Source organism: Panacagrimonas perspica (genome assembly GCF_004364935.1).
Taxonomy (GTDB): Bacteria; Pseudomonadota; Gammaproteobacteria; order Nevskiales; family Nevskiaceae; genus Panacagrimonas; species Panacagrimonas perspica.
The window spans coordinates 994,230-1,014,004 of the sequence record NZ_SOBT01000009.1 but is presented as its reverse complement, the minus strand read 5'-3'; the positions used below and the strand labels follow the sequence as shown (position 1 = coordinate 1,014,004).

The window sequence follows — 19,775 nt, the reverse complement described above, 5'->3', positions numbered from 1 at the left end:
TCATCGGCTTGCCCTTCCCAGAAGTCGCGACACGGCGGCCGACGCCGACAGATAGTTCTGCGTCGAAATCAGGTTCCGGTCGATCCGCACATTCGGCGTCCAAGGCGCAGCGGTGGCGACCACCGCGCCGCGGTTTTTCAGCAGCGTTTCGGTGTCGGCGACGTCGATGGACATCGCCTCGCGCACTTGGTCGCGCTCGTCGGCCGAGGGTCCAGTCGCCACGTATCCGTCGAAGAGCCAGCGGCCGTCGCCGAGCCGTCCCGCTTCGAGAGCAGCGGCCGCGCCGTACGACAGCAGGGCGATGGGCTTGCCCAGCGCGTGCGCCCGACCGATCGCATCGGCGACGTCCGGATCCGTGCCCGCGTCGTTAGCCGGGGCGCCGGCGACGATCAAACCGTCGACGGTCCTCAGGTCGACGTCTCGGAGCGCGAGCACCGTTGCAAACGCCGGCTCGAGGACACGCATCACCGCGGATCCCCGCTCGCGAGCGCCGCGCACGGCGGCGTCCAGCGCCTCCGCCACATCGGCTACGCCGAGTCGGGCGGCGACCGCGGGCTGCGCCGCGGCAGCAGCGTCGAATCCGGCGCGCTCCTTCAACGCCGCGCGCGCCGCGCGCTCGAGCGCCTCGAGAATCTTGTCCTGCGTTTCGCCGCGCGCCCGAAGCGCGGAGGCGAGATTCCTCGCACAAACGAATGCGCGCTCGGTGAGGTCGACCAGCGACAGGCTCGACGACTCGGGGTGCCGTGCGCTCGGACGTGCGATCGCCGCGGCGAAAGCGAGATCGGCGAGTTCGTAGTGGAAGCGCGGCTCGAGACTCAAGCGAGAAACGGCGGGCCTGGTGCCGGACGCCGTCGCGATCCGAAGCGTCGCCGACGCGCGCGCCGTCTCCTCGACCGCGCACGCCGCTTCGGACGCCCAGCATCCTTGTGCCGGGTTCGGCTTTTCGCCTGAGCCGATCTTCGGCTCCGCAACGACCAACAGGTACGACTTCATCTTTCTTTGTTCTCCTCGTCGCGCGCGGGCGTCGTGTCGACGCCCCGCCTCGCGATTCGCGTATTGCGGTCGCGAACCGTCTCGATGTGCGGAGATCGTAGGCAGCGCATCCGCGTGCGCCTACGCCCGATCCTGCGAGTATTCGTCGCGATTCGATTGTGTTCTCGGCGCCATAAGCCGCGTGTATCGAACTCATCGATTGCGCTCATACATGCGCGTTCGTCGGCCTTTTTTTGCGGTTCCACCGCTCGTTCGCGTTGCGGTATTGACGGCGCGCGCCTTTAATATGATGATCATCATATGACGAGCAGAATCTACGGCCCCGAAGGGAAAAAGCAGGCGACACGCGAGAAAGTTCTGGATGCGACGTCGAAGCTGGTCCGACGTGCCGGCTGCGACGGCGTGAGCGTCGGAGCTGTGATGGGTTCGGTCGGACTCACGCACGGCGGCTTCTACGCGCACTTTCCGACGCGGGACGCCCTGGTCGCGGAATCGATCGACCGTGCCGGCCTTCAGAGTCTCGAGGCCGTCCGCCGCGGCGTCGCCAAGCGGATCGAAGGGGGCGCCGCGCCCGCCGAAGCGCTCGTCGAAACCTATCTGTCGGATGCGCATCTGGCCGGCGTCGAGACCGGATGCCCCGTCGCCGCGCTGATCGGCGAAGCGGGCAGACAGGCGCCCGAGATCCGCGACGCTACGGAGCGTCGGTTGTGCCGCTTCGTCGAACTGGTCGGAGAACATCTCCCCGCCGGCAGCTCCCGGAACGAAGCCCGCTCCATCGCGGCGACTCTGATCGGTTCCCTTCAGATGGCCCGCGCGATCTCGGACCCCGCGCAGGCCCGCGCGACGCTGGCCACACACCGCCGAATGCTGCTGTCCCGACTGGAGAGCGCCGCTCTCCGCTGACGGATTCCGGGCCACACCGGAGTCCGCGGCATCCCTACCCGTTTTCCGTCACATGGAGCTCGTCATGCAGGTCAAGGATTCCGTCGTACTGATTACCGGCGCCAATCGCGGCATCGGCAAGGCGTACGCCGCCGAGGCGGTCGCACGCGGCGCGAAGAAGGTGTATGCGGCCGCTCGCGATCCCGCGTCGGTCGACATTGCGGGCGTCGTTCCGATCCGCCTCGATGTCACACGTCCCGAGACGATCGCCGCGGCGGCCGCGCTGTGCAAGGACGTTACGATCCTGGTGAACAACGCGGGCGTCGCGCAGCTCGGCGGGTTCATGGCCGACAACGCGGCGGAAGCGGCGCGCCAGCAGTTCGAGATCAATTTCTACGGCCCGTTGCGCTTGGCGCAGGAGTTCGCCCCGATCCTCGCCGCCAACGGAGGCGGCGCGATCGTCAACGTGCTGTCGGTGGTCAGTTGGTTCACCCTCCCGTTCCTCGGCGTGTACGGGGCGACCAAGTCCGCCGCATGGGCGTTGACCAACTCGCAGCGGCTCGAACTTGCCGCGCAGAAGACCCGGGTCGTGGGCGTGCACGTCGGCTTCGTCGATACCGATCTCACGAAGGGCATCGACAGCGAGAAGGTTGCGCCGCGACAGGTGGCGATCGCGACTTACGACGGACTCGCCGCGGGCCTCGACGAGGTTCTCGTCGACGAGATCTCGAAAAACGTGAAGGCATCGATGTCGACGGCCAAACCACTCTACCTGACCGGCCTGCAGGCATGAACGTCGGCGCGCCGACATCTGGAGCCGACGCCGAGATCGCGGTGAAGCGCGGATGGTCCGTATTCCGGATCGCCAGCATCGCGGTCTTCCTGGTTTCGTTGGACAGCACGGTCCTCTTCGCGGCGTTCGGCGCGCTGCGCCAAGGTTTTCCCGATGCTTCGGCCGCCGACCTGTCCTGGGTACTCAACGCCTACACGGTCGTGTTCGCTGCGATGCTGATCCCCGCAGGGGGATTGGCCGACCGCCTGGGCCGAAAGATGATCTTCCTGATCGGCGTCGGCGTCTTCCTGGCCGCATCGGCCGCGTGCGGACTGTCGACGACGGTCGAACTTCTCGTCGCTGCCCGCATCCTCCAGGCGGTCGGCGCAGCGCTGTTGACGCCGTCGTCCTTCTCGCTGGTCCTCGACGCTTTCCCGCTCTCGCACCGGGCGCTGGCCGTGAGCGCCTGGGGCGCGGTCGGTGCGCTGGCCGCCGCCACCGGCCCGGGCCTGGGCGCGTTGATCGTCGACACGATGGGATGGTCGTGGGCGTTCTACTTGAACCTACCGCTTGGCGCGTACTGCTTCTGGAGAGCGCAGCGGACGCTGGCGGAATCTTCGAAGCCTGCGGTGAAACGCCCGCTGGATTGGACGGGTATGGCGACGATGATCGTCGGCGTCGGCGCCGTTCTCACGGCCATCGTTCAGCACGGTTCGCCCGACTGGAGCTCCCAGGAGATCGCCTTCGCCGCGATCGTCGGCGGGACCGCGCTCGCGGCCTTCGTCGTGTGGATGCGGATGTCGAAGGAACCCCTCGTCCCGCCGGAGCTGTTCCGCGACGCGAACTACCGGTTCGCGAACATGGCGACGTTCGTGTTCGGCGTCGCTTTCTCGATGATGTTCTTCGCCTTCTTCTTCTACATGACGAACATCTGGGGATTCAGCCTGCCGCGCGCGGGAATGGCGATCATGCCCGGACCGCTGACCGTCATTCCGACGGCGATCGCCGTCGGCAAGCTGGCCGGCCGATTCGGGCACAGGCGAATCCTCCTGACCGGATCGATGGTCTACGCCGCGAGCGGCGTCTGGTTCATGCTGGTTCCCGGCACCGAGCCTCACTACGCGACCGCCTGGCTGCCCGGTCTGATCGTCAGCGGGATAGGTGTCGGAATGATCATGCCGTCGCTGTCGGGCGCAACGGTCGCGAACCTCGCACCGGTCCATTACGGGGTGGGCAACGGCTTCAACCAGGCGTTGCGGCAGATCGGCGGCACGGTCGGCGTCGCTGTCACGATCGTGCTGCTCGGCAACGAGCAATTGTCGCGTGCGGACTTTTCGGTCACGTACGCAAGCCACGTTGCGCTTGCCCTGCTGGTCGGACTGCTCTGCCTGGGCCTGCAGCAAAGTCCGCGTGCAGCACCGGCGAGCACCGCGGTCGCTGCGGCAAAAACCTGATTCCCCACATCCCATATTTCGTCCTAATGTTGACGGAACTGCGATACGGCGGAGAAGCGCATCGAATCCGATATCCTTGCCGGGGTGGGGGAAAGAATGTGATCAGCTCCGGACGACACCGCAGGTCGTCCGAATCCGCAAGGAACTTCGAACTTTGGGGGCGGCACCATGGGGAACACCGCGTCTGCTCATCCGTCGAAAAGCTTTTTCGTCGCGATGCTGACGAGAGATATCGATCTGCGCGACGCCGTATTGGATCTGGTCGACAACTGTGTCGACGGCATCCTCCGGACCAACAAAGACTCCCAGCCGGACGACGCCGACCGCCCGTACGAGGGATTCAAGGCGGAACTCACGATCAATCCGAAGGTTTTCGTTATCTCCGACAATTGCGGCGGCATTCCCCGCGAGACTGCCGAGAAATACGCCTTCAGGCTCGGGAGACCCAAAGGTCTCAAGGACGAGAACTTGCCGACTGTCGGCCTGTACGGAATCGGCATGAAGCGCGCGATCTTCAAGTTGGGACGGTCGTGTTCCGTAACGACATCCCACGGGGAAGGCGTCTACGCCGTGACGATCTCTCCGAGGTGGATGGAGAGCGACACAGATTGGGATCTACCTCTCGCCGACGTACCTCGAAAAGATCTTCCGAAGCCGCTCCGCGACGGTACCTTGGGAACGGTTGTTTCGGTAACGAACCTGCATGCTCCGATTGCCCAGGAGTTCGACGCCAAGCATTCGTTGTTCCTGACCGGCCTCGCCAATACGATCGCGACCCACTACGCGTACATCATGCATAAAGGCTTTTCGGTCTCCATCAACGGCAAGGAGATCGTCCCGAAGTCGCTCGGCGTACTCGTCTCGGACAGAAGTATTCCCAAGGACCAACGCATCGAACCGTTCATCTACAAGACCTCGTCGAACGGTGTCGAAGTCGAGCTGACCGTAGGTCTTTATCGGGAGATTCCGACCGACGACGAGGTCCAGGCCGAAGTGGAGGGAAAATCGACCTCCGGCAGCCGGGATACCTGTGGCTGGACGGTCATCTGCAACGACCGGGTAGTCCTATACAGCGATAAGACTGGACTGACCGGCTGGGGCCTGGCCACCGTTCCGGCCTACCACCCGCAGTTCATCGCCATCTCCGGACTGGTTCGCTTTCGAAGCATGGACGTCGGAAAACTCCCGGTCACGACAACCAAGCGAGGTATCGAGGCGAGTTCGGAGCTATACCTTTCCGTTCGGGACGTCATGCAGGAAGGCCTCAAGCTCTTTACCAACTTCACCAACCACTGGAAGTCGAGGGGCGAAGAACGTAAAGCGATGATGAAGCAGGCCAAGGCGATCGACCCCATCAAAGCCGTCGCACTGCTCGCCAACAGCCCCAAGCAATGGACGGCAGTGCGAAAAGGACTTGGAGGCTCCAAGTACGTTCCCTCGCTACCCAAGCCCGCGCCCAAGCCCGAAACGACCAAGTCCATTCGCTTCACGCGGCCGATCAAGGAGTTCGAAGCCGTCGCCGAGTACCTCTTCGACGACAAGGATTCGGACCCGTCGGAGGTCGGAAACGAGTGCTTCGAGCGTGTACTTAAGAGAGTGAAACAGTGAGCGGCGGTTTCGTCCCCTATCACCTCCGGCAGAACAAATCGGTCGAGCGGGCTGTTTTCATCGATCTTCTCTCGCGGGTGGGAAGATCTACGGCGGTGCCGATCCACAAGTTCACGTACGTGGGGTTCGCCGGGCCTTTCTCTGAGGACTTCAAGCTGATCCATCAGCACCTCGGACTGGCGAAGATGATCTCGGTCGAGGCCGAAGATGTCGTTCACCGGCGACAGAAATGGAACGCGCCCATCAGATGCATTTCGTACAAGAAATGCTCCGCCCGCGACTACATCGATGCATTCGACGGAAGCAGCCCGACCATCGCATGGTTGGACTATGCCGAGGCGAGCAAGGTCGGCGATCAAATTGCGGAAGCGGAGTTCTTACTCCAGAAGATGGCGCCGTACGACGTCCTGAAACTGACGGTCAACGCCAATCATCTTTCTCTCGGCGAGGCGAACAATCTGCAGCGCAGGCTTGATCGCGCGAAGCATCGGTTCGGCGCGTTCCTGCCGACCCCGCCGGTGATCGATCCGGACGACATCGATCGTAAAGGCTATCCCCGCTTCGTGTTGAAGGCGATAGAGACGGCATGCAAGCGCGCGATGGCGGGAAAGAAGGGACACGTTTTCCAGCCTTTGGCGGCATTCGTGTATTCGGACTCGATGCATCAGATGCTCACCGCGACCGGGATCGTCTTGCCGGTAGACAAAACCTCGGCGTTTCTGAAGGAGACCGGTCTGAACAAGTGGCCATTGGCCACAACGGATTGGGGGAACGGCGTTACCGATCCCATCGAGATCGGCATCCCGGAAATGTCCGTTCGCGAGCGACTCTTCATCGATCAGCTGATGCCGAAAACGAAGTCCCGAAGTGTCTTACGACGGATGGGTTTCGGCCTGGCGGAGGGAACGGAAGATCGGTCGATCGAAGCGCTGGAGAGCTACCGTCGCTTCTATCGCCACTACCCGTACTTCTCAAAGGTCATCGTTTGATCTCCGTCGACGAGGACAGCGAGTTTCGGCGGATCTTCGACATCTCGTTGGACCGAGTCGTGGTCGTCTCGGAGCTGCCGGCGCGCGCGACCCCCGAATGGCACGCGATGGGGTACGCCCACAACCTTTCGTACAGTCCGATCGGCCGATTCAGCGCGGACACGATCCGTAAGGTCGCCGAGCTCGAGAAGAAACTGATCGACGAGCTTCCGCCCAATAGCGGCGACGAGATCAGTGGCAGCGAACTCGAGGTCGAGTTCGCGGACGAATGTCCTTCGAAGGTCCCGGAGCTGGATCTCGGATGTTGTGCGGTAACGCTTGCTCTAGCGGCTTACGGATGCGTTCCGATTGCGAGTTGCAACGGCGGCGCCTTCGTACACGACCATCACGAAGACCACCCCATCGTGGCGTTCTATTGCACCCGCGCCCAATTCAAAGCGCTCGACCCTGTCCTTGAGGGTTTCGAGGTGGGACTGTCGGGATCGGATCCCGTGGTGCTTTGCGCCAAGGACGTGCGCGAATTCGTCAACGTAGCCGAAGCGATCCTAGCTACCCTCTAGCGCTCCGGGCCCAACGAATTACGGACGGGCCGCGAGCGGAACAGAGCCGACTTGCTGGTGAAGCTTCGCGAAAATTCGCGACAGGATTACTTCCGCCACGAGCGGGCTGACGCTGTTGCCGATCTGCCGGAACGAATGCCACTTGGTTTCGTCGAACTGAAACCAGTCCGGAAATCCTTGCAGTCGAGCGGCCTCGCGCGGCGTGATTACACGTGGATATTTCCAGTGGATAGGACGGACCGACTGAAAGCTGCCGCGTTCCGGCCCGGTGCCTGCGCGGAGCGTCGGGCATAGGCCGTCGCCGTCGAGCCTCGGGAATCGCGAGATCGATTCGCGCTCTCCGCTGCGCACGCGCTGGAACCGCTTGCGCGTATCCTCGGAATGCTTGGTTCCCAGGCATCCCGACACTTCTTTGTGTTCAGCCAACCTGGCGATGCTCTTCTCGTCGCCCACGCCGGCCGGGATGTTGCCCAGGACCCGACTCCGGAAGTACGAGGAGCCGACGAGGGTCGATCGGCGCCAGCCTTGTTCGGGGCGCTGCCAGTCGCTTCGAATTTTGTTGGGAAGCCCGGTCAACGCTTCCTTGACCGTGATCGTCTTGAAGCCTTTGGCTTCGAAGAGGCTTTCCGCAGTCAGGGCATCGACACGGTTCGGGTCATAGCCGACGAAGAACACGCGTTCACGCGATGTTGGGGCTCCGAGTTGGCCGGAATCGACAACCGTCGGTTCCAGCTTCACGTACGACTCGGGCACGAGCGCGAGGGCGGTCGTTCGCACGTCTTCGTTTTGTGGCCAGAGAATGCCGGGTACGTTTTCCGCTACGTAGAAGGCGGGACGCAGTTCCGACACCAATCGGAAGAAATGCCAGAACAGCTGGTTTCGAGGATCCTCTTTGGAGCGTTTCCCGATGCTGCTGAAGCCTTGGCACGGTGGCCCGCCCAGCAAACCGGTTGGCGCAACGGCGCATTTCAACGCTTCGAGCAGCTTCTCGCCGCTGGTCTTCGAGACGTCCCACGGCAGGTGCAACGCACCGGGAAAGTTGACCGCGTGGGCGTCGGAAGCGCGCTCATCGAGTTCGACTGAGGCGGCGACGTCGAATCCCGCCCTGGCCGCGCCGAGACTCAGTCCGCCGACGCCCGAGAAGACGTCGATTACGGCGGGACGAGCAATGGAGTCGAACATTTTCGCATACTACCCAAATATTGGCCGGCTGGCGATCGCGCCGACATTTGGAGTCGCCTCCTTTCGGGTATCAGGCCTTTTTGGGTTTGCGAGGAGCCGGAACCGATGGCCGATCGATTGACCCCCGAGCGTCGTTCGCGGCTGATGTCGAGGGTTCGTTCCGCGGACACCGACATCGAGACGTCCCTGCGTTCCGAGCTGCACCGTCGCGGGCTGCGGTTCCGAAAACACGTGAAGTCGCTTCCAGGCCGACCGGACATCGTGTTCGGTCCCGCGCGTGTCGCCGTGTTCGTCGACGGGGATTTCTGGCACGGCTGGCGCTTCCGGGAGAAGGCCCAAAAGCTGCCGCCGTACTGGCGCGAAAAGATCCGGGCGAATCGGGTAAGGGACCTGAGGAACTTCCGCCTGCTGCGCCGCCAAGGTTGGAAGGTTGTCCGAATTTGGGGGCACTCGATCAAAGCTGATCCGTCGGCAGCCGCAGACCGCGTGCAGCGCACAATCGCGTGGAGGCTCCGGGATCGGCGTCGATTCGCCGTAGCGCGATCACCCCTCGGCAGGGGCTAGGCGCCGGAGGAGAGTCTGGCGGCGGCTTCCTTCTTCCCCAGGTGTCTGACGGCAGCGAGAGACTCGAGCTGCGCCCGACGCGGAAGCGACTTCTCGGTTTCCCAGTTGTAGACGGTCTGCGCCGAAACACCGATCAAGCGACCCATTTCCGAAGCGCTCAGATCGAGACGGGCCCGCAGGGAACGAAGACCCTTCGCTTGGAATCGGATCGGCATGCTCGACACCTCGGCGCTAGGTGTCTCTGTCGGACGGCCGGTTCCCTTGCGTAGCTGCTTGAGCTCCTTCTCGAGCGCGGCAACGGATCTCTTCAGCTCCGCGATGTCCCTGCGATGCCGGGCCGTCGCCGCCGACACGGGTGTCATTCCCTGTTTGAGGACCTTCTTCGCAAGGCGAACGATCTCTTCTTTCAGCGCTGCGGCGATGCTGGCCATCTCGAATTCGGCGCCCTTACTGGATCGGATAAAGATACTCGCAAAAAAAGCGCGCGTTCAATACCGCCCGCAAATGCCGCGGTGCGCAGCCACCTCACGTAGTACCGATCGTCTCGGCTGCACCACTTGGCATTCCTGGGAAGGGAAGCGGCGGAGCCGTCAGGGTTTCCCGGAACAGAGGTATCGACACCGGAACAGCGGCCGTTTATTTCTATAAAGAACTCTTCGCCACGAGTGCATCCGCTCTGGAATACGGCACCTCTTTGCGATAGCGTTCTCGTGGGGGCGCGAAGTCCGACGAACTTTGTGCAGATATAGATCTGGGAGTGACAATGAAAACTGCTATCGCGGCCATTTTCGCGGCTACCTGCGCGCTGTCTGCTTGCACGCCGCAGGCCACCCAAAAACCCGCAGCTGAAGTGCTGCCTCAGAAGTGGGTTGCCGATCTGTCCAAGGACGAGTGCTTGTCCAATGGAGATTCAGCAGCAAGGCTGTCTCCTTTCGCCATTTCTGCGATAACAAAGGTCGCCGACTGGGCACTGAGCGCGGCAGTCGACAAGGTGCAGGAAGCGGCCGAGAAGGACCGGATCGGATTCTCGCAAGCGTTCGTCGACGGGTCATTCCTTTATTACCGTGCCGGATCCAACGCGCCGCAAACGGCGACCTGTATCCGGATCGCGCATGGAACCGCTCTGAAACGGGATGCGAATGGAGAGTCGCCGGATGACGACTGGTGCCAAGGAATAGCAGGCGCATCCGACCTCTGCAAAGGCCTAAGACCGGAGAAGGCAAGCGCGGTGAAAGACCTCGGAAAGCGGCTTGGAATCTCGTCGCCGGACTTCTACGCCGAAATCCAACTTGAGAATCGAGACAACGCGACCGCCACTCGAGGCACAGTTGCCTACCTTTACTACCCGGCAGTGTTGCCGCGCGTTGAAAGTTGACCAGTATTTCGAGGTTCTGCGCGCTGAAAATTGACCAGGGTGTTCTTCACTAGCCTGCGGGGTTTTGGCCCTGCAGGAAGACGAGGTGCACACCATGGCGATGTACGCAAAAGTTCGGAGACTGCGGTTTCGGGACGGCCTGTCGATCAGCGAGATCGCACGCCGGACCAGCTTGTCGAGAAACACCATCAAGGGCTGGCTGCGTGAGGCGTCCCGCAACGAGATGGCCTACCGACGTCCGGCCGGTCCCAAGAAGCTCGATGCACACGAGGCTTGGCTACGCCAAGCCGTAGAGGCTGACGCGCACCGGCCGCGCAAGGAGCGTCGCACCGCGCTGCGGTTGTATGCCCAGCTTCAATCTCAGGGCTTTGGAGGCAGCTACAGCCGCGTCACCGAGTTTGTCCGTCGATGGCGATCCGACCAAGGCGCTGTGACCGCCCGCTCGGCCTACGTGCCGCTGCGCTTCGAGTGGGGCGAAGCGTTTCAATTCGACTGGAGCGAGGAGCACCTGAGCATCGGCGGGATCTGGCGCAAGATCCAGCTCGCGCACATGAAGCTGTGCGCGTCCCGTGCCTTCTGGCTGGTGGCGTATCCGACCCAGAGCCACGAGATGTTGTTTGATGCCCACACCCGCTGCCTGACGGGCCTAGGCGGCGTGGCGCGCCGGGGCATCTACGACAATATGAAAACGGCGGTGGACCGCGTGCCGGGACGCGGCAAGGCGCGCATCGTCAATGCACGGTTTTCAGCGATGACGTCGCACTACCTCTTCGACGCCGACTTCTGCAATGTCGCTTCGGGCTGGGAGAAGGGCCGGGTCGAGAAGAGCGTGCAGGACACCCGGCGACGCATCTGGCAGTCGGCCGCCGACCACCGCTTCGCGAGCTTCGCCGAATTGAATGTGTGGCTGGCCACGCAGTGCGTATCGGCCCGCTCGGCTGCACATCCGGAATATCCCGGCATGACGATTCAGGAAGCGTGGGAGCACGAGCAGCCGCAGCTGATGCCCATGCCGACGCCCTTCGATGGATATGTCGAGCTACCGGCCCGGGTGTCGAGCACGAGCTTGGTCTGCGTGGCGCGCAATCGCTATTCGGTGCCGTGTGCCCTGGCCGGACACCGCGTCAGCGTGCGGCTGTATCCCGAGCGCATCGCCGTCGTCGCGGATCAGCAGATTGTCGCCGAGCATCCGCGTGCGTCAGACCGCGATCACGTCGTCTACGACTGGCAGCACTACCTGCCGCTCATTGAGCGCAAGCCCGGGGCGCTCCGAAACGGCGCTCCGTTTGCCGAGCTGCCGATGCCGCTGCAGAAGCTCAGCCGTGCGCTGCTGCGACGCGAGGGTGGCGACCGGGTGATGGCCCAGGTGCTGTCGGCGGTGCCGCGCTTCGGGCTTGAAGCGGTGCTCGTCGCGGTGGATCTGGTCCTCGAATCCGGCCGGCCCAGTGCCGAGCACGTCCTCAATGTGCTGACGCGATTGAAGGAGGGACCGCCACCGGAGAGCGTCGAGACCAATCTCACCGTGAAGACGGCACCGACCGCCGACACGCAGCGCTACGACAGCCTGCGCACGGAGGTGAGCCATGGCTGATCTCGTCGCTGATCTGAAACGACTGCGGCTATATGGCATGGCCCAGCGCTACGCCGAGATCCTGGAACAAGGCAGTGCCCAAGGCCTGACCACCTACGAGCATCTACTGACGCATCTGCTGGACGCTGAGACCACGGACCGCGCGATGCGCTCGACCCGCTACCAGATGCACGCGGCCCGCTTCCCGATTCACCGCGATCTGGCCGGCTTCGACTTCGACCAATCGAAAGTCGACCGCAAGCAGATCAGCACCTTCGCCACGACGGCCTTCACCGAGAAAGCCGAGAACATCGTGCTGATCGGCGGCACCGGGACGGGCAAGACGCATCTGGCCACGGCGCTCGGCGTCGAAGCCATCGTGCGCCACGGCAAGCGCGTGCGTTTCTACTCGACGGTGGAGCTGGTCAACGCACTGGAAAACGAGAAGGCGGCCGGAAAAGCCGGCCGACTCGCCCACCAGCTGATGCACCTCGACCTGGTGATCCTCGATGAGCTGGGATATCTGCCGTTTTCGCAGGCCGGCGGGGCACTGCTCTTCCACCTGCTCTCGAAACTCTACGAGCACACCAGCGTGGTGATCACCACCAATCTGGTCTTCGCCGAGTGGGCCAGCGTCTTCGTCGATCCGAAGATGACCACCGCACTGCTGGACCGGCTCACGCATCACTGCCACATCGTCGAAACCGGCAACGAGTCCTACCGATTCCGGCATTCCAGCAGCACGGCCAAGTCCCGCATCAAAGCTCGTGAGCAGGCCAAGACCCAAGCCCAGGAGGACGCCAATGAACTGATCTGACGACCTACAATCCCAACACGCCGAGGGCTACGCCCTCGGCCTCCAGCCCTGGTCAATTTTCAACGAGCACAGCTGGTCAGTTTTCAGCGCGCGCCAACATGCATGCTGCTTGCTGATGCGCTTGCCCATGCTTGGCAGGCTAGTTCACGTCCTACCGGAAGGCCATGGGCCACGTGCAGATCAATCGATGCGCTATCGAATAAGTATGTACGTTCGTCTCAGCGTCATGATTTTCATATAATTTAACGCTCCCGACGAGGGGGTTAAGTGATTCGCCATTCTCAGAATTAGCTGTTCATTCTCAATTTGGCGTGTTTTTCACACCTCCGCCGACCAGCGCGACGGCCGAAGCCGTGTGGTGCGGCGTCCGGTACGGCCGCTGGCCCCAGCGATTCGCATCGAACCCGCCTTGGCTCACCGATGCGATGGCCGCCACTTCGATGGCCTCGTCCTCGGTCAGCGGCGGCAGCAGCCCCGGCAGGCGCGCGGCGAGCATGCTCTTGCCGGAACCCGGCGGCCCGATCATCAGCATCGAATGGCTGCCGGCCGCCGCGATCTCGAGCGCGCGCTTGGCCAGATGCTGCCCACGCACCTCGGCCAGATCCGGCTGCGCTGCCGTCGCGGGCCCTGGCGCTACCCGCCCGATCGGCTCCAGCGGCCCGGCGTGCAGCGCGGCGCACAGCGTGGCCAGGTGCGCCGCGGCGAAGACTTTCGCCCGGTTCGCCAGGCCCGCCTCGGCGGCGTTCTCCATCGGCACCAGCAGACTGCGCTGCGCCTGCGCGGCCTTGAGCGCGGCCGGCAAGGCGCCGCGCACCGGGCGGATCTCGCCCGACAGCGAAAGCTCGCCGAGGACCTCGATACCGTCCAGCGCGGTCTCGGGAATCTGCCCTGAAGCGGCGAGGATGCCTAGCGCGATCGCGAGATCGAAACGGCCGCCTTCCTTGGGCAGATCGGCCGGCGCCAGATGGCAGGTGATCCGGCGATTGGGGAACGGATAGCCGCAGGTCTGCAGCGCGGCCTTCACCCGATCCTTGGCCTCGCGCACCGCGGCTTCCGGCAGCCCGACGATGTTGATGGCCGGCAGTCCCGGCGCGAGATGAACCTCGACCGCCACCAGATCGGCGGCAAGGCCGTTCAGCGCGCGGGAGAAAACGGTGGCGAGCGACATGGGCGACAGGGGGCGTCGTCGGTCGCCGCCCGATCAGGGATCCCGGCTCCCTGCGGCAGGCTCGCCGCGGCCTTTCTCCAGCGCCGTCAGCCGCGCCTCGAGTTCCTTCAGCCGCTTCTGCGTGCGCAACAGCAGCTCGGCCTGCACGTCGAAGCGTTCACGCGACACCAGGTCCCAGCGTTCGAGGTTGGCACGCAGCACGGCGCGAAAGTTGTCCTCGAGCTCGGCCCGCAGGCTCTTGAGCCCCGGTGGCAGGATCGCCGTCAGGCGCTCGGCCAGCTCCTCGATTCCCTTGAACTCGTTCATCCCTTTCTTCGCTCCTCAGAGATAGCGCAGCGCGACGATGGCCACGAGCGTCGGCGGCACGGCGGCGACGAAGATTCCGAGTGCCCCGATGCTCTCGTCCTCGAACTTGCTCTTCAGGATCGAGTAGCCCGCCGGGTTGGGCGCATTGGCGATGACCGTCAGGCCGCCGCCGGTGACCGCGCCTGCGACCAGCATGTACTTGAACTCGTCGGTGAGTCCTTCGACGAGCGAGCCCAGATAGGTCAGCGCCGCGTTGTCCGTGATGGCCGTCAGCGCGGTGGCGCCGAAATAGACCTGGTTGGGGTTCATCTGCAGCAGCAGCGGCTGCAGCCACCATTGCTGCATGCCGCCCAGCACCACCAGGCCCGCCAGGAAGAACGCCACCAGCAGGCCTTCGCGGATGATCAGCCGCCCGTGGTGATGCCGGTACGCAGTGGCGAAGCCCAGGAAGAACAGGAACAGCCCCAGGAACAGGGCCGGATGGTGCGAGAACGTCACGATGCTGCCGAGCAGCAGTACATTCACGACCATGATCGGCAGCGGCACGGCCGCGCGCTTGGACGCAGCAGGCGGCGGCACCTTGCGCAATTCCTTCGCGAACAGCGCGGTCACCGCCGCCGCGTTGATGGTCACCGCGATCGCCGCCTTCCAGCCGAACTGCGACAGCATGAAGGCGGTGTCCCAGCCCCACTTGGCCGCCACCATCAGCACCGGCGGCGCAGCGAACGGCGTCAGCACGCCGCCGATCGAGACGTTCACGAACAGCACGCCGACGGTGGCGTACTTCAGCCGCGTGCTCAGTCCCTCGTCCTCGTCGAGGAAGCGGTCGCGCAGCATCAGTGCGCCCAGCGTCATCGCAGCCGGCTCGGTGATGAAGGAGCCCAGCAGCGGCACGAACGACAGGATCGTGAAATACATCGCCAGCGGCGCCGGCAACGGCAGCACGCGGGCCAGGCCGCGCACCATCAGGGTCGCGAGGTTCAGGATGGGCCGGCTGCCGGCCACGATCATGATCGCGAACACGAACAGCGGCTCGGTGAAATTGCGCGAATCCACGTAGGCCACCGCCTCCGCCCGCCCCGCCAGCATGAACATCAGCACGATCAGGACCATTGCCCAGAACCCGAACACGACCTCCACTTCGCCGAGCAGGTGGAAGATGCCCTCGTGCGCCGGGTGCTGATGGGCCAGGTGCTCGAAGAACTTCGTCGAGAACGTGTGGACCAGCGCGATGCAGAAAATCGCGGCGGCTACGGACTGGATCAAAGTCGGCGTCATGATCGGATTCGGACGGGCGAGGAAGCGGAGGGTCCGCAACCTTAGCAAATGAATTCCGTGCACCCGCACGTGGGAACGCACCGGCCGCGAGTCCTGCCACCGCGATTCCGTAGAATCGCCGCCGCACGGTGGAACCGCCCGCCTTCGGCGCGGTCCATCGCGCGTCCATCACCTTACGAGCCCAATAAAAGATGGCCAGCGACAACATCCTGATCGAGGCCCGCGGCCTCACGCGGCGCTTCGGCCCCAACGTGGCGGTCGCCGATCTGAGCCTCAAGCTCGCCCAGGGCGAGATCCTCGGACTGCTCGGCCCCAACGGCGCCGGCAAGTCCACGACGATGAAGATGCTCACGGGCAATCTCGCGCCGACCGAGGGCGAGGTCTTCATCAAGGGCCAGTCGCTGCGCGACGACGCCGTATTGGCCAAGCAGCAGCTCGGCTATCTGCCGGAGCAGCCGCCGGTCTACCCCGAACTGACCGTCGACGAGTACCTGCGCTACTGCGCCGGCCTGCACGGCATCGCCTCGAAGGCGCGCGCAGCCGCGGTGGACTCCGCCAAGCGCGACTGCGGACTGTCCGACGTCGGACGCCGCGTCATCGGGAATCTTTCAAAAGGCTTTCAGCAGCGCGTGGGACTGGCACAGGCGATCATCCACCGGCCGCCGGTCGTGGTGCTCGACGAACCCACGGTCGGCCTCGACCCGATCCAGATCCGCGAGATCCGCACGCTGATCCGCGAACTGGGACGAGTCCACAGCGTCATCCTGTCCAGCCACATCCTCCCCGAGATCCAGGCCGTCTGCGGCCGCGTGATGATCGTCAACCGCGGACGCCTGGTGTACGACGCCGCCATCGATGCGCATCTGGGCAATCCCAAGCTGATCGTCGGCTTCGCGCGCGCGCCAGGATCGAACGAACTGGCCGAGATGCAGGGCGTGCTCTCCGCCGAGACGCTCGACGACCGCCGCTTTCGTCTCAGCCTCGATCCTGCGCATGACCCGCGCGACGCCATCGTCGCGCTCGCGGTGCAGCGCGGCTGGGGCCTGCAGGAACTTCGTCTCGAGGCCAAGACGCTGGAAGAGATCTTCGTGGAACTGACGTCCGGCGATGTGCAGCCCCTGATGAGGAACGCGGCATGAGAAACACATTGGCAATCGCCGCCAACGAGACACGCCGCATCTTCGTGTCGCCGCTGGCCTGGGCCGTACTCGGCGTCACGCAGCTGATTTTCGGCTACATCTTTGCCGGCGCCGTCGTGCAGTACGTGCGCAATTCCGACATGGCCGACCAAGCCGTCGGCGTGTCGGACTATGTGGGCAGCGGACTCTACGGATCGGCCACGATCATCCTGCTGCTGATCCTGCCTCTGATGACGATGCGGCTGTTCTCCGAAGAGCGGAAATCCGGAACGCTGACCTTGCTGTTCTCGGCGCCGGTGACGCTGGTCGAGATCGTGCTGGGCAAGTTCCTCGGCGTCATGGTGTTCGTGCTCGCCATCATCGGACTGCTCGCACTGATGCCGGCCTCGCTGCTGCCCGTGGTGAATCTCGATCTCGGACGCCTGGCCGCCGGCCTGCTCGGCCTGCTGCTGCTGACGATGGCCTTCGCGTCCTGCGGCCTGTTCATCTCGTCGCTGACGCGCGAGCCGACGATCGCGGCGGTCGGCAGCTTCGCGGCGCTGCTGGTGATCTGGCTGCTGAAGATGCCGGCGAGCTTCGACTCGCCGTTCGCGCCGGTGTTCGACTACCTGTCGCTGATCAGCCACTACCAGGATCTGATCAGCGGCCTGTTCGACTCCTCGGACGTCGTCTATTACCTGCTGTTCACCGCGCTGTTCCTGTGGCTGACCGTGTTGCGGCTCGACATGGAACGGAACTGAGCCAAGGCGCGATCACCATGAAACAGAAGAACAAGAACCTCATCAACCAGCTCATCGGCGGCGTGCTGTTCCTCGCCGTCATCGTGATGCTCGGCTTCCTGTCGGTGCGCTACAGCGTCAAGCAGGACTGGACGTTCAACAAGCGCAACACGATCTCCGCGGCGAGCCAGCAGCAGCTCGCCACGATGAAGGATCCGATCCGCCTGATCGCCTTCGCGTATCCCGGGGCACCCGAGCGCGCGACCGTGCAGTTCTTCGCCGACCAGTACCGGCGCTTCAAGAAGGACGTGGAGCTCGAGTTCATCGACCCGAGCAGCCAGCCGCAGAAGGTCAAGGAGTACAACGTCTCGTTCGCCGGCGAAGTCGTCATCGACTACCAGGGGCGCCGCGAAAATCTGCGCACGATGTCCGAGCAGACCATCACCGGTGCGCTGCAGCGCCTGAGCTACACCGGCGAGAAGTGGATCGTCTTCCTCGAAGGTCATGGCGAGCGCGCGGTGGTCGATTCGCAGGACCAGAACGGCTATTCGCAGTTCGCACAGGTCCTCAAGGACAAGGGCCTGACGTATCAGCCGCTGAACCTGGTCAAGACGCCGTCGATTCCCGACAACACGTCGGTGCTGGTGATCGCCAGCCCCAAGAGCGCGATGCTCGAAGGCGAGGTCAAGCTGATCGACGAGTACGTGAAGAAGGGCGGGAATCTTCTGTGGCTCGCCGACCCGGACTACGTGCCCGGCCTGCTGCCGGTGGCCGAAACCCTGGGCATCACCTGGCAGAACGGCTACGCGGTGTTCCCGGAATACGAGCTGCTCGGCACCGGGCATCCCGGCATCTTCGCTGCGCTCGACTACCCGCAGAATCCGGTCACGCGCGGACTCGATCAGGTGACGCTGTTCCCGTTGGTGCGATCGCTGGTCGCGGACAAGACGGGCAGCGGCTTCACGATGCTGCCGCTGCTGACCTCGAGCAAGGAAGCCTGGCTCGAGACGCAGCCGATCAGCGAGTCCGGCGTGTCGCTCGACACCAAGGCCGGCGATATCGCCGGCCCGCTGATCATCGGCCTGACGCTGACGCGCGAGCTGCCGGACGGCAGCGTGCCGCCGCCTCCCGCCGCCGAGGGCGAAGAGCCCAAGCCCGTCGCAACGCGCCAGCAGCGAGTCGTGCTGATCGGCGATGCCGATTTCCTGTCCGACGCCTCGCTCGGCCAGCTCGGCAACCAGCAGCTCGGCCTGAACGTCGTGCAGTGGCTGGCCAGTCGCGACTCGCAGCTCAATATCGACGTGCCCAAGGCGCCGGATACGAACCTGTTCCTGCCGAACTGGGCCGTGATCCTGATCGGCGTGGGCTTCGTCATCGTGCTGCCGCTGCTGCTGATCGGCATCGGCGTGACGCGCTGGATCCTGCGTCGCCGCCGCTGACACGCACGCCATGAATCGCAGCTATCTCAATCTGGGCCTGCTGGTCGTCGTCGGTGGTCTGGGCGCCGCGCTGTGGTTCGGCCAGAAGAAGGAAGAGACCGGGCCGCCGCTGACTGCGCTCAAGCAGGACGCGGTCACGCGCATCGCGATCCAGCATCCGGGCAAGCCGGCGATCAAGCTGGAGAAGAAGGACGGCGCGTGGTGGCTGGTCGAGCCGGTCAAGAGCGCAACCGACAAGTACGAGATCGGCGGCATCCTGTCGCTGGCCGATCTCGAAGTGAAATCAAAGCTCGATGCCGGTGTGGATCGCAAGGAGCTCGAACTCGATCCGCCGAAGTACAGCGTCACGCTGGACGACACGCAGATCGATCTCGGCGGCAGCGAGCCGATCAAGTATCGACGTTACGTTGCGTCCGGCGAGATGGTCGGCGTCGTCGACGATCCGCCGAGCGCAGCACTGGACGCGGACTATTCGGATCTGGTGTCGAAGGCCGTCGTGCCGGCAAGCGCCACGCTCAAGCGCATCGAACTGCCGGGCCTGACCCTGGACAAGGCCGCCGATGGCGCCTGGAGCGCGCTGCAGAATCCGCAGGCGAAACCCGCGCAGGTCGCTCAGCTCGCCGAGTCCTGGCGCAACGCGCGCGCGTTGTGGAATGCCGCCGATGCACCGGAAGGCTCCACCGGCGACGCCGTGAAGATCACGCTCGATGACGGTCGCGTCCTCGACCTCGTCGTACAGGCGCGCGATCCGCAGCTCGTGCTGGCCAGCAAGGTACTCGGCGTTCGCTACACCTTGTCGAAGGCGCTCGTCGACGAGCTGTTCAAGATTCCGGAGGCGCCAAAGCCGGAGGCTGTCGATGGGGCTGCGCCGGCGGTTCCGGGGATGCCGGCGATTCCTGCGCCGCCGGCCGAGACGCCGCCGCAATAATCCAGCGCGCAGTGCCCCCGGACTTCGTCCGG

General features: G+C 64.1%; 19 protein-coding genes and 1 pseudogene. 14 read left to right on the top strand and 6 right to left on the bottom strand.

The features are described from left to right. Positions 1-993 (bottom strand): type 1 glutamine amidotransferase family protein, encoded by a 993-nt coding sequence (locus tag DFR24_RS16045; RefSeq protein WP_133882391.1) that lies wholly within the window; start codon positions 991-993, stop codon positions 1-3. Positions 994-1,293: 300 nt separating this feature from the next. On the opposite strand from DFR24_RS16045, the gene DFR24_RS16040 reads away from it, so the two are divergent. From DFR24_RS16040 to DFR24_RS16015, 6 genes are all read left to right on the top strand, one after another. After that, on the top strand, positions 1,294-1,896 hold the full coding sequence (locus tag DFR24_RS16040) for a TetR/AcrR family transcriptional regulator (RefSeq protein WP_133882390.1): 603 nt from the start codon (positions 1,294-1,296) through the stop codon (positions 1,894-1,896). 64 nt (positions 1,897-1,960) lie between these two features. Next, entirely contained in the window at positions 1,961-2,668 is a 708-nt protein-coding gene (locus tag DFR24_RS16035) for an SDR family oxidoreductase (RefSeq protein WP_133882389.1), read from the top strand. Next, on the top strand, positions 2,665-4,101 hold the full coding sequence (locus DFR24_RS16030) for a DHA2 family efflux MFS transporter permease subunit (protein ID WP_133882388.1): 1,437 nt from the start codon (positions 2,665-2,667) through the stop codon (positions 4,099-4,101). The genes DFR24_RS16035 and DFR24_RS16030 overlap by 4 nt, the downstream gene beginning before the upstream one ends. A 168-nt stretch (positions 4,102-4,269) precedes the next feature. Beyond that, entirely contained in the window at positions 4,270-5,709 is a 1,440-nt protein-coding gene (locus tag DFR24_RS16025) for an ATP-binding protein (protein ID WP_133882387.1), read from the top strand. Further along, complete coding sequence (locus DFR24_RS16020; protein WP_133882386.1) at positions 5,706-6,698, top strand: O-methyltransferase; 993 nt, start codon at positions 5,706-5,708, stop codon at positions 6,696-6,698. The genes DFR24_RS16025 and DFR24_RS16020 overlap by 4 nt, the downstream gene beginning before the upstream one ends. Then, positions 6,695-7,258, top strand: coding sequence for a hypothetical protein (locus tag DFR24_RS16015; protein ID WP_133882385.1), 564 nt, complete (start codon positions 6,695-6,697; stop codon positions 7,256-7,258). The genes DFR24_RS16020 and DFR24_RS16015 overlap by 4 nt, the downstream gene beginning before the upstream one ends. Before the next feature lie 18 nt (positions 7,259-7,276). On the opposite strand, the gene DFR24_RS16010 is transcribed toward DFR24_RS16015, so the two are convergent. Continuing rightward, a complete protein-coding gene (locus DFR24_RS16010; protein ID WP_133882384.1) occupies positions 7,277-8,440 on the bottom strand; it encodes a DNA cytosine methyltransferase in 1,164 nt (387 codons plus the stop codon). A gap of 105 nt (positions 8,441-8,545) precedes the next feature. Between DFR24_RS16010 and DFR24_RS16005 the strand changes: the two genes are divergently transcribed. Next, the gene (locus tag DFR24_RS16005) at positions 8,546-9,004 is read left to right on the top strand and encodes a very short patch repair endonuclease (RefSeq protein WP_133882383.1); all 459 of its coding nucleotides are present in this window, start codon (positions 8,546-8,548) and stop codon (positions 9,002-9,004) included. Here the strand turns inward: DFR24_RS16005 and DFR24_RS16000 are convergent. Beyond that, entirely contained in the window at positions 9,001-9,435 is a 435-nt protein-coding gene (locus DFR24_RS16000; protein ID WP_133882382.1) for a helix-turn-helix transcriptional regulator, read from the bottom strand. The genes DFR24_RS16005 and DFR24_RS16000 overlap by 4 nt on opposite strands. A gap of 332 nt (positions 9,436-9,767) precedes the next feature. Here DFR24_RS16000 and DFR24_RS15995 point away from each other — a divergent pair, with 332 nt between their 5' ends. From DFR24_RS15995 to istB, 3 genes are all read left to right on the top strand, one after another. After that, on the top strand, positions 9,768-10,379 hold the full coding sequence (locus DFR24_RS15995; RefSeq protein ID WP_133882381.1) for a hypothetical protein: 612 nt from the start codon (positions 9,768-9,770) through the stop codon (positions 10,377-10,379). 94 nt (positions 10,380-10,473) lie between these two features. After that, complete coding sequence (istA, locus tag DFR24_RS15990) at positions 10,474-11,970, top strand: IS21 family transposase (protein WP_133882380.1); 1,497 nt, start codon at positions 10,474-10,476, stop codon at positions 11,968-11,970. Next, positions 11,963-12,766, top strand: a complete 804-nt coding sequence (istB, locus tag DFR24_RS15985) for an IS21-like element helper ATPase IstB (RefSeq protein WP_133882379.1) — start codon at positions 11,963-11,965, stop codon at positions 12,764-12,766. Before istA ends, istB begins: the two co-directional genes overlap by 8 nt. Positions 12,767-13,073: 307 nt before the next feature. Here istB and DFR24_RS15980 read toward each other — a convergent pair. From DFR24_RS15980 to DFR24_RS15970, 3 genes and pseudogenes are all read right to left on the bottom strand, one after another. Further along, positions 13,074-13,934: pseudogene (locus tag DFR24_RS15980) on the bottom strand (YifB family Mg chelatase-like AAA ATPase); the annotation flags it as partial. A gap of 33 nt (positions 13,935-13,967) precedes the next feature. Beyond that, positions 13,968-14,240, bottom strand: a complete 273-nt coding sequence (locus DFR24_RS15975) for an accessory factor UbiK family protein (RefSeq protein WP_133882377.1) — start codon at positions 14,238-14,240, stop codon at positions 13,968-13,970. A 15-nt stretch (positions 14,241-14,255) separates the two neighbouring features. Then, positions 14,256-15,518, bottom strand: coding sequence for a putative Na+/H+ antiporter (locus DFR24_RS15970; protein ID WP_133882376.1), 1,263 nt, complete (start codon positions 15,516-15,518; stop codon positions 14,256-14,258). Between the two features lie 191 nt (positions 15,519-15,709). Here DFR24_RS15970 and DFR24_RS15965 point away from each other — a divergent pair, with 191 nt between their 5' ends. Genes DFR24_RS15965 through DFR24_RS15950 form a run of 4 tightly spaced genes read left to right on the top strand, consistent with a single transcriptional unit; the run spans position 15,710 to position 19,743 of the window. Then, positions 15,710-16,657: an ABC transporter ATP-binding protein gene (locus DFR24_RS15965; protein WP_133882375.1), complete on the top strand. Its 948-nt coding sequence runs from the start codon at positions 15,710-15,712 to the stop codon at positions 16,655-16,657. After that, on the top strand, positions 16,654-17,397 hold the full coding sequence (locus tag DFR24_RS15960; protein ID WP_133882374.1) for an ABC transporter permease: 744 nt from the start codon (positions 16,654-16,656) through the stop codon (positions 17,395-17,397). The genes DFR24_RS15965 and DFR24_RS15960 overlap by 4 nt, the downstream gene beginning before the upstream one ends. Before the next feature lie 17 nt (positions 17,398-17,414). Continuing rightward, positions 17,415-18,815: a GldG family protein gene (locus tag DFR24_RS15955; RefSeq protein WP_133882373.1), complete on the top strand. Its 1,401-nt coding sequence runs from the start codon at positions 17,415-17,417 to the stop codon at positions 18,813-18,815. A gap of 10 nt (positions 18,816-18,825) precedes the next feature. Further along, positions 18,826-19,743, top strand: coding sequence for a DUF4340 domain-containing protein (locus tag DFR24_RS15950; protein ID WP_133882372.1), 918 nt, complete (start codon positions 18,826-18,828; stop codon positions 19,741-19,743). Positions 19,744-19,775 lie beyond the last annotated feature (32 nt).

Coding starts and splice junctions, on each gene's coding strand:
- DFR24_RS16045 (WP_133882391.1), bottom strand. CDS start 993: ATGAAGTCGTACCTGTTGGTCGTTGCGGAGCCGAAGATCGGCTCAGGC.
- DFR24_RS16040 (WP_133882390.1), top strand. CDS start 1,294: ATGACGAGCAGAATCTACGGCCCCGAAGGGAAAAAGCAGGCGACACGC.
- DFR24_RS16035 (WP_133882389.1), top strand. CDS start 1,961: ATGCAGGTCAAGGATTCCGTCGTACTGATTACCGGCGCCAATCGCGGC.
- DFR24_RS16030 (WP_133882388.1), top strand. CDS start 2,665: ATGAACGTCGGCGCGCCGACATCTGGAGCCGACGCCGAGATCGCGGTG.
- DFR24_RS16025 (WP_133882387.1), top strand. CDS start 4,270: ATGGGGAACACCGCGTCTGCTCATCCGTCGAAAAGCTTTTTCGTCGCG.
- DFR24_RS16010 (WP_133882384.1), bottom strand. CDS start 8,440: ATGTTCGACTCCATTGCTCGTCCCGCCGTAATCGACGTCTTCTCGGGC.
- DFR24_RS16005 (WP_133882383.1), top strand. CDS start 8,546: ATGGCCGATCGATTGACCCCCGAGCGTCGTTCGCGGCTGATGTCGAGG.
- DFR24_RS16000 (WP_133882382.1), bottom strand. CDS start 9,435: ATGGCCAGCATCGCCGCAGCGCTGAAAGAAGAGATCGTTCGCCTTGCG.
- DFR24_RS15995 (WP_133882381.1), top strand. CDS start 9,768: ATGAAAACTGCTATCGCGGCCATTTTCGCGGCTACCTGCGCGCTGTCT.
- istA (WP_133882380.1), top strand. CDS start 10,474: ATGGCGATGTACGCAAAAGTTCGGAGACTGCGGTTTCGGGACGGCCTG.
- istB (WP_133882379.1), top strand. CDS start 11,963: ATGGCTGATCTCGTCGCTGATCTGAAACGACTGCGGCTATATGGCATG.
- DFR24_RS15975 (WP_133882377.1), bottom strand. CDS start 14,240: ATGAACGAGTTCAAGGGAATCGAGGAGCTGGCCGAGCGCCTGACGGCG.
- DFR24_RS15970 (WP_133882376.1), bottom strand. CDS start 15,518: ATGACGCCGACTTTGATCCAGTCCGTAGCCGCCGCGATTTTCTGCATC.
- DFR24_RS15965 (WP_133882375.1), top strand. CDS start 15,710: ATGGCCAGCGACAACATCCTGATCGAGGCCCGCGGCCTCACGCGGCGC.
- DFR24_RS15960 (WP_133882374.1), top strand. CDS start 16,654: ATGAGAAACACATTGGCAATCGCCGCCAACGAGACACGCCGCATCTTC.
- DFR24_RS15955 (WP_133882373.1), top strand. CDS start 17,415: ATGAAACAGAAGAACAAGAACCTCATCAACCAGCTCATCGGCGGCGTG.
- DFR24_RS15950 (WP_133882372.1), top strand. CDS start 18,826: ATGAATCGCAGCTATCTCAATCTGGGCCTGCTGGTCGTCGTCGGTGGT.